A 16256-nucleotide genomic window follows, 5' to 3' on the forward strand; every position below is an offset into this window, starting at 1 on the left:
CGACGACAACACTCAGAAGCTGGCTCAGGCGCTCCGTGTCTCGCTCAAGGAGACCGAGCGGTTGCGTGCCCGCAACCGCAAGCTCGAGTCGTCGCTTCGTGAGCCGATCGCGATCGTGGGTATGGCGTGCCGGTATCCGGGTGGGGTGCGTTCGCCGGAGGAGTTGTGGAACCTCGTTGCCGCGGGGACCGACGCGACGTCGGAGTTCCCGGCGAATCGCGGCTGGGACATCGAACGGTTGTACGACCCGACCGGTGAGACGCCGAACTCGGCATACACCCGCGAGGGCGGCTTTCTGCATGACGCAGGCGAATTCGATCCGGCGTTCTTCAACATCAGCCCCAATGAGGCGGCGCTGATGGATCCGCAGCAGTTTCTGCTGCTGGAGACATCATGGGAGGCGTTCGAGCGGGCCGGTCTCGATCCGGGTTCGTTGAAGGGCAGCCGGACCGGTGTGTGGGTCGGCATGATGTATCACGACTATCCGGCCAACGCGAACACGGGATCCATTGCCTCGGGCCGTGTTTCGTATGTGTTCGGTCTGGAGGGTCCGTCGGTCACGGTGGACACGGCGTGTTCGTCGTCGCTGGTGGCGATGCATTCGGCCGCGGCGGCGTTGCGGTCGGGGGAGTGCGATCTTGCCTTGGCCGGTGGTGTCGCGGTGATGGCGACTCCGGAGACGCTCGTCGAGTTCAGCAGGCAGCGGGGTTTGTCGCCGGATGGCCGGTGTAAGTCGTTCGCGGACGCGGCAAATGGTGTCGGGTGGTCCGAAGGCGCGGGAATGTTGGTGTTGGAGCGGTTGTCCGACGCTCAGCGCAATGGTCATCACGTGCTTGCGGTGATGACCGGTTCGGCGGTGAATCAGGATGGTGCGTCGAATGGTTTGACCGCGCCGAATGGTCCGTCGCAGCGACGGGTTATCCGGCAGGCGTTGGCCAATGCCGGGGTGTCGCCGACCGAGGTCGATGTGGTCGAGGCGCACGGTACGGGCACGACTCTGGGTGATCCGATCGAGGCGCAGGCGTTGCTGGCGACTTATGGCCAGGAGCGTCCTGCGGATCGTCCCCTGTGGTTGGGCTCGTTGAAGTCCAACATCGGCCATGCTCAGGCGGCGGCTGGTGTGGGTGGTGTGATCAAGATGGTCATGGCGATGCGCCATGGCACTCTGCCGAAGACGCTGCACGTCGATCGGCCGAGCACCAAGGTGGATTGGACCGAGGGTCATGTGCGGTTGTTGACCGAAGCCATGGCGTGGCCGGACGCGGGTCGGCCGCGTCGTGCGGGAGTCTCGTCGTTCGGTATCAGCGGCACGAATGCGCACGTCCTCATCGAGCAGGCGCCGGTGGCCGAACCGGCGGTGGAACAGTCTCCGGAACGAGAGATTGTGCCGACGGGTGGGCTTCTGCCGTGGGCGGTCTCGGCGCGCGGCAGCGAGGCGCTGGCCGCGCAGGCCGTCCGCTTGGCGTCTCATGTCGCTGATCAGGACTTGGATCCAGTGGATGTCGGTTTCTCACTGGCGTCGACGCGTGCGGTGTTCGATCATCGTGCGGTCGTGGTGGCCGAGGATCGTGATGGGCTGCTGGCGGGCATGCGGGCCCTGGGGCGCGGCGAGACTGCTCCTGGTGTGGTGACCGGTCGGGTGGTGCCGGGTTCGACGGGTGTGGTGTTCTCGGGTCAGGGTGCGCAGTGGGCTGGTATGGCGGCCGAGTTGCGTGCGGTGTATCCCGTGTTCGCCGAGCAGTTCGATGCGATTGCCGCGCGGCTGGAACCACTGCTGGGGCAGCAAACATCCCTGAATGTGGCCTTGTCGGACGAGGATTCGATCGATCGGACGGTGTTCGCGCAGGCGGGGTTGTTCGCGTTCGAGGTGGCGTTGTTCCGGCTGCTCGAATCGTGGGGTGTGCGTGCGGATGTGGTGGCTGGGCATTCGATCGGTGAGGTAGCTGCCGCGCATGTGGCGGGTGTGTTGTCGCTCGAGGATGCGTGTGTGTTGGTGGCGGCGCGTGGTCGTTTGATGCAGGCGTTGCCTGCTGGTGGGGCGATGGTGGCTGTGGGTGCGTCCGAGGGTGATGTGCTGCCGTTGCTGGCCGGTGTCGAGGGGGTGTCGATCGCGGCGGTGAACGGTCCGTCGTCGGTGGTGCTGTCCGGTGTCGAGGACGCGGTTCAGGCTGTTGTCGAGGTGTGCGTCGCGCGTGGTTGGCGCACGCACCGTTTGCGGGTTTCGCATGCTTTCCATTCGGCGTTGATGGAGCCGATGCTGGCCGAGTTCGCCTCGGCGATAAAGGGTTTGACCTTCGGTCGGCCCACCATCCCGTTGGTGTCGACGGTGACTGGCGCGCGGATCACCGAAGAGATGACCGATCCGGCGTACTGGGTCGGTCAGGTGCGCGACACCGTTAGTTTCGCCGATGCCGTTGCCGCGATGGCGGATATGGGTGTGTCTCGGTTCGCCGAGGTCGGCCCCGACGCGGTCCTGAGCCCGATGATCGCCCAGACTCTCGACGACGAGACCGCCGCAGTGGTGGCATTGGCGCGTCGTGACCGTGCCGATGCGTCCGCGGTGTTGGCCGGGGTGGCCGGGCTGTTCGTGGCCGGTGCCGAGGTCAACTGGGCCGGTCTCCACGCCGGAGGTCGGCGCGTCGACCTGCCCACCTACGCCTTCCAGCATCAGCGTTTCTGGCTGGATCCCAAAGAAGCGCTCACCATGTCGTGGCTGGGCGCCGAACTGGGCGGTGCCGGCTCGGTCGGGCTGGATGGGGTGGAGCATCCGCTGCTTGGTGCGGTGGTGCCGCATCCGGATTCGGGTGGCGTGAGTTTCACCGGCCGGTGGACCGTGGACTCGGTCGAGTGGCTTGCCGACCACAGCGTGCTCGGCACCGTATTGCTGCCCGGCACCGGATTCGTCGAGCTGGCGAGTTACGTCGGCGGTGTGCTCGGTTGCGCCGTGGTGGACGAGCTGGTCTTGCAGGCCCCGTTGACGATGCCTGCCGAGGGCAGCGTCTCGGTACAGGTCGTGGTGACGGCGGCGGACGAGGCCGGTCGCAGGCGGTTGAGTGTGCATTCGCGGCAGACCGGCGAGGGGCCGTGGTCGCTGCACGCCGAAGGTGTGCTCGCACCCGACGAGGCGGCGGCCGATTTCGATCTCGCCGCCTGGCCGCCGGCCGGTGCCGAGCCCCTTGGCATCGACGGCGTCTACGACGAGCTGCTCGACATCGGGTACGGCTACGGCCCGTTCTTCCAGGGGCTGCAGGCGGCGTGGCGGCGCGGTGACGAGTTGTTCGCCGAGGTCGCGCTGCCGGATGCACAGGACGGCAAGGGATTCGGCATCCATCCCGCACTGTTCGACGCGGCGCTGCACGCCGGGATCGTGCACGGTATGCGTGGCGGTGTCGAGGGCTTCCCGGCGCTGCCGTTCACCTGGCACCGGGTGGTGCTGCATGCGGCCGGTGCGAGCGCGGTGCGGGTGCGCATCGTGGTCGACGGCACCAGGTTCGCGCTGCAGTTGGCCGACGAGCAAGGCGGGCCGGTGATGTCGGTGGGGGCCTTGGTTTCTCGGCCGGTGTCGGCCGATCGCCTCCAAGTGGATCGGGTGGATGATGCCCTGTACGGCGTGGAGTGGGTCGCTGCCGCACCGTCGCAGGCGAGCGTCGAGCCTGGCCGGGTGGCGGTGCTGAACGGTGACCTCGCGGCCCTGATCACCGAGTTGGATGGGGCCGGGGCAACGGATGGTCCGGAGATCGTGCTGTGGGAGATCCCCGTCCACGACGGTGCGCCGCCGGAGGCCGCCCGTCGGATCGCGATCGGTGTGCTCGACACACTGCGGGGTTGGCTCGCCGAACCGCGTTTCGCCGGTTCGCGTTTGGTGGTGCTGACCAGACGTGCGGTGGCCGTTGCCGATTCGGAGCGGGTGGATCTGGGTCAGGCGCCCGTGTGGGGTCTGCTGCGTGCGGCGCAAGCGGAGCATCCTGGCCGATTCCAGCTGCTCGACCTGGATCGGGACGAGGATCGTGACGCGCACACCATCGCCGCTGTGGCCGCGACCGTCGCGCTGGAACCCGAGGCCGCGCTACGTGGTTCGACCCTGCTCGTGCCGCGATTGAGTCGTCACGCGCCCGGTTCGAACCCTCGGTTGTCCGAGCCGGGCACGGTGCTGGTGACCGGTGGTACGGGTGGTCTGGGTGCGGTGATCGCTCGGCACTTGGTGGTCGAACATGGTGTGCGTCATCTGCTTTTGACGTCTCGGCGTGGCATGGATGCCCCTGGTGCTGCGGAGCTGCGTGCGGAGCTGGCCGAACTCGGTGCCGAGGTGACTGTTGCCGCGTGTGATGTGTCAGATCGGTCTGCGCTTGCCGCGTTGCTGGACGGCATTTCGGCAGAACAACCGCTGGTCGGTGTGGTGCACGCGGCGGGTACAGCGGACAACGGTCTGGTGGAGTCGATTACGGCCGAGCGGGTCGATTATGTATTCGGGCCCAAGGTCGATGCGGCGTGGCATCTGCACGAGCTGACTCGTGACGCCGCGTTGTCGCTGTTCGTCTTGGTGTCGTCCGCGGGCGGATTGGTGCTTGCCGCCGGGCAAGCGAACTACGCCGCGGCGAACGTGTTCCTCGATGCCCTTGCCGCACATCGTCACAGCCTGGGATTGCCGGCAACAGCCATCGACTACGGGTTGTGGGCGCGATCGACCGGGCTCGGTGTCGAGCTGTCCGAGGCCGAATTCGATGTGCTGCGCCGACAGGGTTTCCCGCCGATCTCCGAGGCCGAGGGTCTCGCGCTGTTCGATTCCGCGATCGCCACCGACACCCCGCAGCTGGTGGCGCTGCGGATCGATCGGGCGGTGCTCCGGACGCGGGGCGAGCTGATCCCGGCCCTGGTCCGCGGCCTCGTGCCGACCCCGGTGCGCCGCGCCAACCAAGGCGCGGCTGGTCAGGCTTTCGCCCGAAAGCTGGCCGGTTTGTCGGACGCGGATCGTGCGCGCGCTTTGCTCGATCGCGTCCGGTCGGTCGCTGCCGCCACTTTGGGGCATGCGTCGGTGGATGCTGTGGAGCCGCAGCAGGCGTTCCAGCAGCTCGGGTTCGATTCGTTGACCGCCGTCGAGTTCCGCAACAAGTTGAATGCCGCGACGGGTCTGCAATTGCCCGCGACGCTGGTCTTCGACTACCCCAACCCGCAGGTCGTCGCCGAGTTCATCGATTCCCAACTCGCAGGCACGAGCCAGGATGTCGCGGTCACCGCCAGCCGGGTGGCCGGCGACGATCCGATCGCGGTGGTGGCGATGAGCTGTCGCTACCCGGGTGGCGTCGCTTCACCCGAAGACCTGTGGCGTCTGGTCGCCGAAGGCATGGACACCACGGATGACCTGCCGTCGGACCGTGGCTGGGACCTCGAGGGTATCTACGATCCGGAGCCAGGAAAGGCGGGCAAGACCTATACGCGGCAGGGTGGATTCCTCTACAACGCAGCGGATTTCGACGCGGACTTCTTCGGGATCAGTCCCAACGAAGCCACGATGATGGATCCGCAGCAGCGGTTGCTGCTCGAGATCTCGTGGGAGGCGCTGGAGCGGGCCGGTGTGGATCCCGGTGTGCTGCGGGGCAGTTCGACCGGTGTGTTCACGGGCGTCATGTATCACGACTACGCCCAGGGGACCGGCAACAGCGTCGCAGGCAGCCTGGTGTCCGGTCGCATCGCCTACACGCTTGGCTTGGAAGGTCCCGCGGTGTCGGTGGATACGGCGTGTTCGTCGTCGCTGGTGGCCATGCATTTGGCGGCCCAGTCGCTGCGGTCGGGCGAGTGTGATCTGGCGTTGGCCGGCGGTGTCGCGGTGATGTCCACCCCGGAGATGCTTATCGAGTTCAGTCGGCAGCGGGGTTTGTCGCCGGATGGTCGGTGTAAGTCGTTCGCGGATGCGGCCGATGGTGTCGGGTGGTCCGAGGGCGCCGGAATGTTGGTGTTGGAGCGGTTGTCCGATGCCCGCCGTAATGGTCATGAAGTGCTCGCGGTGATCGCTGGTTCGGCGGTGAATCAGGATGGTGCGTCGAATGGTTTCTCGGCGCCGAATGGTCCGTCGCAGCGGCGGGTGATTCGTCAGGCGTTGGCCAATGCCGGTGTGTCGCCGACAGAGGTCGATGTGGTCGAGGCGCACGGTACGGGTACGACTTTGGGTGATCCGATCGAGGCGCAGGCGTTGCTGGCCACGTATGGCCAAGACCGGGATTCCGATCGTCCTTTGTGGTTGGGGTCGTTGAAGTCCAACATCGGTCATGCCCAAGCTGCTGCTGGTGTCGGTGGTGTGATCAAGATGATCATGGCTATGCGCCATGGCACGCTGCCCAAGACGCTGCATGTCGACCGGCCGAGCACGAAAGTCGATTGGTCCGAAGGGCATATCCGCCTGCTGACGGATCCGGTTGCGTGGCCCGACGTGGATCGGCCGCGTCGCGCGGGTGTTTCCTCGTTCGGCCTCAGCGGCACGAACGCTCACCTCATCATCGAACAGGCGCCCGCGGCCGACCCGGTTCCGGTGGTCGCGTCCGCGCCGAGTGGCGGGGTCCTGCCGTGGGTGGTCTCGGCGCGCAGTGCCGAGGCACTGGCGGAGCAGGCCCGGCGGCTGGCCTCCCATGTCGGCGACCACGATTCGATCGACATCGGATTCTCGCTCGCCACCTCGCGAGCGTTGTTCGAGCATCGTGCCGTGGTGTTCTCGCCCGAGGACGACGCCCTGCGGGCCGGTATCCAGGCCCTCGGGCGCGGCGAAATCGTTCCGGGCGTGGTGACCGGCCGCGTGGCGTCGGGTTCGACGGGTGTGTTGTTCTCGGGTCAGGGTGCGCAGTGGGCCGGTATGGCGACTGAGTTGCGTGCGGCGTATCCGGTGTTCGCCGAGCACTTCGACGGGATCGTCGCGAAGCTGGATCCGCGTCTGGAGCAGCCGGTTTCACTGACCACTGCGTTGTCGGACGAGATTTCGGTCGATCGGACGGTGTTTGCGCAGGCGGGGTTGTTCGCGTTCGAGGTGGCGTTGTTCCGGTTGCTCGAATCGTGGGGTGTGCGTGCGGATGTGGTTGCCGGTCACTCGATCGGTGAGATCGCTGCCGCGCACGTGGCGGGTGTGTTGTCGCTCGAGGATGCGTGTGTGTTGGTGGCCGCGCGTGGTCGTTTGATGCAGGCGTTGCCTTCCGGTGGGGCGATGGTCGCCGTCGGCGCCTCGCGGGCGGACGTGACACCGCTGCTGACCGAGGGAGTGTCGATCGCGGCGGTGAACGGTCCGTCGTCGGTGGTGATTTCCGGTGTGGAAGCCGATGTCATGGCTACCGCCGAGGCTTGTGCCGAGCGTGGTTGGCGGACACATCGATTGCGGGTCTCGCACGCCTTCCATTCGGCATTGATGAACCCGATGCTGGCCGAGTTCGCCTCGGCGATCGAGGGTTTGACCTTCGGTCGGCCCACGATCCCGCTGGTGTCGACCGTGACCGGAACCCGGATCACCGAAGAGATGACCGATCCGGCGTACTGGGTCGGCCAGGTCCGGGACACCGTCAATTTCGCGGATGCCGTTGCGGCGATGGCGGATATGGGTGTGTCCCGATTCGCCGAAGTCGGCCCCGACGCGGTGCTGACCCCGATGGTCGCGCAGACTCTCGACGACGAGGCCGCCGTGGCGGTCGCGTTGGCACGCCGTGACCGTGCCGACGCGTCCGCGGTGGTGGGTGGGATCGCCGGATTGTTCGTCGCCGGCGCCGAGGTGAACTGGCCCGGTTTCTACTCCGGGACGGGGGCGCGGCGCATCGACCTGCCCACCTACGCCTTCCAGCACCGGCGCTACTGGATATCCGAAGGTGCCGCGGGCAAGGGCGACGCCCGGTCGATGGGTCTCGTCGCGACCGGTCACCCGCTGGTGTCGGCGGTGGTGTCGCAACCGGATTCCGATGTGGTCGCCGTCAGCGGCCGATTGTCGGTGCGGACGCAGCTCTGGTTGGCCGACCACCGGGTCATGGACACCGTGTTGTTCCCCGGCACCGGTCTCGTCGAACTCGCCTTGCACGCCGGTGAGCGGGTGGGCTTTTCGAGCCTGGACGAGCTGATTCTGCGTGCCCCGCTGGTGTTGCCGGAGTCCGGTGGTGTCGCGGTGCGGGTCGTAATCGGCGCCGCGGACGAGGGACGTCGCGGGGTGCGGATCTTCTCCCGCCCCGACGACGACGCCGAACCGGAGACGTCGTGGACTTTGCACGCCGAAGGCGTCCTGGTGTCGGGAGCCGACGACACACCGGCGGACCTTGCGCAGTGGCCGCCCGCCGACGCCATCGCGGTTCCCGTCGAGGACCTCTACGACTCTCTCGATGCGCAGGGCTATCACTACGGTCCGGTGTTCCAGGCGCTGCGGGCGGTGTGGCGCGGAGCCGATGGGCTCTATGCCGAGGTCGAGTTGCCTGAGGCGGCGCGAGGCGATGCGGAACGGTTCGGTGTGCATCCAGCGTTGTTGGATGCGGCGTTGCACGCCTTGCGTTTCGCCGATGAAGCCGGGTCGGAGGGATCCGGTCTGGCGTTGCCGTTCGAGTGGTCGGGTGTGACGGTGCATGCGGCGGGGGCCGATGCGTTGCGCGTTCGGCTCACTCGAATCGGTGAACGCGGAGTCGCACTGGATTTGGCGGACTCGACCGGTGTTGCGGTGGCGACGGTGCGGCACTTGGCGTCTCGGCCGATCGATCCCGCACAGCTGACCGCGGGCACATCGATTACCCGTACCGCCGTCTTCGATGTGAGCTGGACACCGATCACGGTTAGCGAGAACGAGATCGCCTCGGTGGCATGGGCGGATCTCGGTGACGTGGGAGAACAGGTCCCGCAGGTAGTGGTGCTGGACTGCCCGGCGGGCAATGACCCTGCGTCCGTTCGTGCCGCTACTCATCGGGTTTTGGAAGCACTGCACTCCTGGATTGCCGAGCCGCGGTTCGGTGATTCGGTATTGGTTGTTCGGACCGGTGGTGCGGTGTCGGTGGCCGGGGAGGATATTTCGAATCTGGCCGGTGCCGCTGTCGGCGGCCTGGTCCGTTCTGCACAGGCCGAGGGCGTCGGCCGAATCGTGTTGGTGGATACCGATTCCGAGCTCGGCGGTCTGCTCGGCGGGATTCTCGCGCCGGAGGAACCGCAGGTGGCGGTGCGTGGCGGGCAGGTGTACAGAGCGCGACTCGGGCGGGTCGTCGCCACCGCCGCTCCGGTGACCGGTTCCTTCGAGCCGGACGACACCGTCCTGATCACCGGTGCCAGCGGCTTCCTCGGTGGGCTGTTCGCCCGGCACCTGGTGAACGCCCATGGCGTGCGCCGTCTGCTGCTGCTCAGCAGGCGGGGCGAATCCGGTCCCGGCGCAACGGCATTGCGAGAAGAGTTGCAGCGGCTCGGTGCCGAGGTCGAGTTCGTCGGATGCGATGTCGCCGATCGCGGCGCGCTCGCCGAAGTGCTCGCCACTGTTCCTGCCGCACAACGGCTTACGGGCGTCTTCCACCTCGCCGGTGTGCTCGACGACGGTGCGATCGCATCGCTGAGTCCGGAGCGGATGGACGCGGTGCTTGCCCCGAAGGTCGACGCCGCGCTGCACCTGCACGAGCTGACCGCCGACCTGCCGTTGAAGGCGTTCGTGCTGTTCAGCTCGGTCGCCGGTGCGTTCGGAAGCCCCGGTCAGGGCAACTACGCCGCGGCCAACGCCTGCCTCGACGCGCTGGCCGCGCACCGCAGGGCCTCCGGGCTGCCCGGCCTATCGCTGGCCTGGGGGCTGTGGAGCACGGACGGAGGTATGGCCGCGGAGCTCAGCGACGTCGACCGGCGCCGGATGTCCCGGTCGGGCCTGCTGCCGCTGTCGGCGGACCAGGGTCTCGCCCTGTACGACGCCGCGACGGCAATGGACACGGCGGCCCTCGTCCTCGCCAGGGTGGATCTGGATGCCATGCGCTCCGCGGAATTCACAGCGCCCGCGCTGTTCTCCGCACTGGTCCCGCAGCGCCGCAAGGCCGCCTCGGGTGCGTCGGCGGCGTTGCGTGCTCGGCTGTCGAGCACTCCCGACGGCGAGCGTTTCGACGTGCTGCTGGAGATCGTGCGCGGTCAGATCGCCACCGTCCTCGGCCACGAGAACATGAACGCGGTGGCGGCGGACCGGGCCTTCAACGAGCTGGGCTTCGATTCGATCACCGCTGTCGAATTCCGTAATGCGCTGAAGGCCGCCACCGGTCTCACGCTGCCCGCGACCTTGGTGTTCGACTACCCCACACCCGAGGCCTTGGCGCGGTACCTGGCCGACGAGTTCGCCGGGACGAGTCGCGATGCCGAGGTCACCGCCGTCAGGGCTGTCGACGGCGACCCGATCGCCGTGGTCGGCATGGCCTGCCGCTACCCCGGAGGGGTGACGTCCCCGGAAGAACTCTGGGAACTCGTGCGCACCGGCCGGGACGCGATATCGACGTTCCCGGTCGACCGAGGCTGGGACCTCAACGGCATCTACGATCCGGAACCCGGCCGCGCGGGCAAGTCCTACACGCGCGAGGGCGGATTCCTGCACACCGCTGCCGATTTCGACGCCGACTTCTTCGGAATCGGCCCCAACGAAGCCGTGATGACGGATCCGCAGCAGCGGCAACTGCTCGAAACCACGTGGGAGGCTTTGGAGCGCGCCGGTGTGGATCCCGCGGTGCTGCGCGGTAGTTCGACCGGCGTCTTCACCGGCGTCATGTACCACGACTACGCCCAGGGGACCGGCAACAGTGCGGCAGGCAGCCTGGTGTCCGGCCGCATCGCCTACACCCTCGGGTTGGAGGGCCCGGCCGTGTCGGTGGATACGGCGTGCTCGTCGTCCTTGGTGACAATGCATTTGGCGGCGCAGTCGCTGCGGTCGGGGGAGTGCGATCTGGCGTTGGCCGGTGGCGTGACGGTGATGGCGACTCCGGAAACTCTGGTGGAGTTCAGTCGGCAGCGCGGTTTGTCGCCGGATGGCCGGTGCAAGTCCTTCGCGGACGCGGCCGATGGTGTCGGTTGGTCCGAGGGCGCCGGAATGCTGGTGCTCGAGCGGCTGTCCGATGCCCGCCGCAACGGCCATGAAGTGCTCGCGGTGATCGCCGGTTCGGCGGTGAATCAGGATGGCGCGTCGAATGGTTTGACCGCGCCGAACGGTCCCTCGCAGCGACGCGTGATCCGGCAGGCGTTGGCCAATGCGGGGGTGTCGCCGACCGATGTCGATGTGGTGGAAGCCCATGGCACCGGTACGACTCTGGGCGATCCGATCGAGGCCCAGGCCCTTTTGGCCACCTATGGGCAGGGGCGCGATGCGGATCGGCCACTGTGGCTCGGTTCGTTGAAGTCCAACATCGGTCACGCCCAAGCCGCCGCCGGTGTCGGTGGTGTGATCAAGATGGTCATGGCGATGCGCCACGGGCTGTTGCCGAAGACCCTGCATGTCGATGCGCCCAGCACCAAAGTCGATTGGTCCGAAGGACATATCCGCTTGCTGACCGAGGCGGTGGCGTGGCCGGAGGTGGATCGGCCGCGTCGTGCGGGTGTCTCGTCGTTCGGCATCAGCGGCACCAACGCCCACGTCATCATCGAACAGGCCCCGGCACCGACGGCGCCGCAGGAGCCGGAGGTCAAGTCCGCGCCTGCGGGCGGGCTGCTGCCATGGACCGTCTCGGCTCGCAGTGCCGAGGCACTGGCCGCGCAGGCCGACCGCTTGGCATCGCGTGTGGGCGAACACGATCCGATCGATATCGGCTTCTCGCTGGCGTCGACACGCGGTGTTCTCGAGCATCGCGCCGTGGTGATTGCCGGTGACCGTTCGGGGCTGCTGGCAGGTATCGGGGCCTTGGCGGCCGGTGCGCAGGCGCCCGGTGTGGTGACCGGCCGCGTGCTGGCCGGTTCCACGGGTGTGGTGTTCTCGGGTCAGGGTGCCCAGTGGGCAGGCATGGCCGCAGAGCTGCGGTCGGCCTTCCCGGTCTTCGGCAACCACTTCGACGCGATCGTCGCCGAGCTCGATCCGCTGCTGGCGCAGCCTGTTTCGCTGAGCACGGCACTGGCGGACGCCGATCTGGTCGACCGCACCGTGTTCGCGCAAGCAGGTCTGTTTGCCTTCGAGGTCGCGTTGTTCCGGCTGCTCGAATCATGGGGCGTGCGCGCGGATGTGGTTGCCGGTCACTCGATCGGTGAGGTCGCCGCCGCGCACGTGGCCGACGTGCTGTCGCTGGCGGACGCCTGTGTGTTGGTGGCCGCGCGTGGTCGTTTGATGCAGGCGCTGCCCTCGGGTGGCGCGATGGTCGCCGTGGGCGCTTCCGAGGCCGATGTTCGGCCGCTGCTGACCGGTGCGGTGTCGATCGCGGCGGTCAACGGCCCGTCGTCGGTGGTGCTCTCCGGTGTCGAAGCCGACGTCGTCGCTCTCGCCGAGGCCTGTGCCGAACACGGTTGGCGCACACACCGACTCCGGGTTTCGCACGCGTTCCATTCGGCCTCGATGGACCCGATGCTGGCCGAATTCGCCACGGCGATAGCGGGTGTGACGTTCGCACGTCCGCGTATCCCGCTGGTGTCCACCGTGACCGGCGCCCGGGTCGCCGACGAGATGTCGGATCCGTCGTACTGGGTCGGTCAGGTCCGGGACACGGTGCGGTTCGCCGACGCCGTCGCGGCGATGGCGGATCTGGGTGTGGCCAGGTTCGCCGAGGTCGGCCCCGACGCGGTGCTGACCCCGATGATCGCCCAAACCCTCGACACCGCGACGACTGTCGCGCTGTCCAAACGTGACTCCGCGGACCCCGCGACCGTGCTGACCGGCCTCGCCCGACTGCACGTCTCGGGTGCGACGGTCGATTGGACGAGCTACTACACCGGCACCGGCGGCACGAAGATCGACCTGCCCACCTACAGCTTCCAGCACCGCCGCTTCTGGTCCACCGGCCCGCTGCACACCGGGGAGGCGCACGCACTCGGCCTGCGCTCCACCGACCACCCGATGCTGGGCGCCCTGGTGGCGCAGCCGGAGAGCGGCGGCGTCCGATTCACCGGCCGCCTGTCCACGAGCACCCATCCCTGGCTTGCCGATCACGACGTGCTCGGCACGGTGTTGCTGCCGGGCACCGGATTCGTCGAACTGGCCGCCCACGCGGGCGACCAGGTCGACTGCCCGGAGCTGGCGGAACTCACCCTGCTCGCGCCACTGGTATTCCAGGGGCAGGGCGGCGCCGACATCCAGGTGATCGTCGGCGACGGCGACGACACCGGCCGCAGGCGGCTCGACATCTACTCTCGGCGGGACGACGACGATCCGTCGGCGCCGTGGACGCACCACGCGCAGGGCACGGTGAGTCCGACCCGGGAAGCCGAAACACCGGACGGCTGGGCGGATTTCACGCAGTGGCCACCGGCCGGTGCCACGGACATCGAGCTGGCAGGCGCCTACGACGTACTCGCCGACCACGGCTACAACTACGGGCCCGCCTTCCGCGGACTGGAAACCATGTGGCGGCGTGGTGACGACCTCTTCGCCGAGGTCGCGCTGCCCGAATCGACCGCAACCCAGGGCTACGGCATGCACCCGGCGCTGCTGGACGCGGCCATGCACGCGCTGTCCTTCGGCCTTCCGCGGGGCGTGGACGAGCAGGCCGAGCGGCCCACCCTGGTGCCGTTCGCCTGGTCCTCGGTGCGGGTGCACGCCGACGGCGCCCGGCGGGTGCGGGTTCGATTGTCCTGGCTGAACCAGGGCGAGGTCGCCCTGGCGAGCGCCGATGCCGGTGGGTCGCCGCTGTTGTCCGTCGGGTCGCTCGCGCTGCGCCCGATGTCGCTCGAACTGCTGTCGGCCGCAACTCGTTCCGCACCGGACGGGCGGTACGAGGTCAGCTGGCGGCCCGGTCCTGAACTGCGCTCGGCGGGTTCGTGGGCCGAGTGGGGGTCGTCCGAGTCGGCCTCGGTCGTGCTGTTCCGTCCCCCGGTCGACGGCGCCGACGAGCCGGTCCGATTGCGTACCGCGCTGCACCGGACACTCGGGGTCGTGCAGGAGTTCCTGCGCGAACAGCGTTACACGGCAACCACTTTGGCTGTCGTCACCGACGGCTCGTCTGGCCCGGCCGCAGCTGCGGTGTGGGGCTTGGTGCGCGCGGCGCAAACGGAGCATCCCGGGCGCATCGTGCTCGTCGAGGCCGCAGCCGAGATCACCGCGGATCACCTTGCCGCCGCGGCGATGTCGGGCGAACCGGAACTGGCCGTCCGGGAGGATGGGACGTGGGTGCCGCGGCTGGTGCGTGCCGCGCTACCCGAGTCGGCCGCGCGGGCGCCGTGGGATCCGGAACGGACGGTACTGATCACCGGCGGCACCGGCGGAATCGGCCGTCACCTCGCCAGACACCTGGTGAGCGAGCACGGTGTGCGGCACCTGCTGCTGGCCGGGCGCCGCGGACCGGATGCCGCCGCGGATCTCGTCGCGGAACTGACCGATCTCGGTGCCAGGGTGCGGGTGGTCGCCTGCGATGTGGCGGACCGAAACGCGTTGCGAGAACTGCTCGCTTCGGTCCCGGCCGAGCATCCGCTGGGTGCGGTCGTGCACGTCGCGGGCGTTGCCCACAACGGGATGGTCGAGACACTGACGCCCGAGCAGATCGACTACTCCCTCGCCGCCAAGGCCGACGCGGCCTGGTATCTGCACGAGCTCACCCGGCCTGCCGGGCTGTCCGCCTTCGTGCTGATCTCCTCGGTCGCGGGCTCCATCCTGCCCGCAGGCCAGGGCGGCTACGCGGCGGCCAACGTATTCCTCGACGCGCTCGCCACCCACCGGCACGCCGAAGGCCTGCCTGCCACCGCGCTCGCCTACGGGCTGTGGGATATCGAAACGGGCCTGTCGCAGTGGCTCGGCGAGGCAGACCGGCAGCGCATGCGCCGCCAGGGTCTGCCGCCACTCGCCGCGCACAAGGCACTCGAATTGTTCGATGCCGCAGTGGCTTCGGCGGCTCCGGCGAGCGTCCTGACCGAGATCGACCTGCCCGCCCTGCGGGCTCGCGATGCGGTGCCCGCGCTGCTGCGCGACCTGGCCAAGCGAGCAGGGCGGCGACAGAGCACCGCTGCCAAGGACGCGAGCGCACTGCGCAGGCAGCTCGCCCAGCTCCCGGAGTCCGAGCAAGAAGAGTGGCTCCGCAAGCACATTCTCGAGACCGCTGCCAGGCTGCTGGGTCATGAGAGCGTCGATGCGCTCGACCCGGAGCGGGACTTCCTCGAATCGGGCTTCGACTCACTGGCCGCCATGGAGCTGCGGACCACGCTCAACGCGTCCACCGGTCTGACGCTGCCGACGGCCGCGATCTTCGACCACAAGACGCCCGCGGCGCTGGCTCGATACCTGCGGACGGAACTCGCCGCGACCGCACGACGCGGCGATGCGCCTGCCGCCGAGGACGACTCGCTGTACGGGATGTTCCGTGGCGCGGTGGAGAGCGGCCGGTTTGTCCAGGCCTTCGACCTGTTGCGGGTGACGGCGGAGCTGCGCGAACAGTTCACCGCCGCACCGGAACCGGACCGGCTGCCGGTGCCGACGCGGCTCGCCGCGGGATCCGCGCTGCCGCGGATCATCTGCCTCACACCGCCGCTGGCGACCGGGGGCGCGCATCAGTACGCCCGTATCGCCTCGCACCTGGGCGGTGCGCGGGACATCGTGGCGGTGTCGCCGATCGGCTGCCGAAAGGGAGAGCCACTTCCGGCGACGCCGGCGGCGGCCGCGGAAGCCATCGCGCGCTCCGTCCTCGCGGCGGCGCAGGGCGAACCGTTCGTTCTGCTCGGCTACTCCTCGGGCGGCCTGCTGGCCTACCGCGTCACCGAGCACCTGGAAGCGGCCGGTGGCCCAGCGCCCGCGGGCGTGGTCATGCTGGACACCTACAAGGTGCACGACGACGGCGATTGGTTGCTGCGAGCGATGGCCGAACACATGGTGTCGGACGAAGCCACCTTCGGTCGCTTCGACCGGGATCGGTTGACAGGTATGGGCCGGTACGTGCAACTGCTACAGCAGATGATGCCCGGCTCCGTCACCACGCCCACGCTGTTCATCCAGTGCGCCGAGAGCTTCCTCGGTAGCTCGTCGGATCGCGCGGACTGGCAGGCCGAGCCGTGGGATCCGGCGCATACCGTTGTCTCGGTTGCGGCCGACCACTTCTCGATTCTCGAGGACGGTTCGGCCGATGTCGCCGAAGCGATCGAGGGCTGGCTCGCGGGCTAGGAACGACGACCGGGTGGGCGAGTCGGCCCAC

The 16256-nt window shown here is 68.4% G+C and carries 1 pseudogene; it reads left to right on the forward strand.

The window, feature by feature from the left end:
- Window positions 1-16: 16 nt before the first annotated feature.
- Window positions 17-16201, forward strand: a pseudogene (locus NAM01S_RS07325) (type I polyketide synthase); the annotation flags it as partial.
- Window positions 16202-16256: the final 55 nt, after the last annotated feature.

It is taken from the genome of Nocardia amikacinitolerans NBRC 108937 (assembly GCF_001612615.1).
GTDB lineage: Bacteria > Actinomycetota > Actinomycetes > Mycobacteriales > Mycobacteriaceae > Nocardia > Nocardia amikacinitolerans.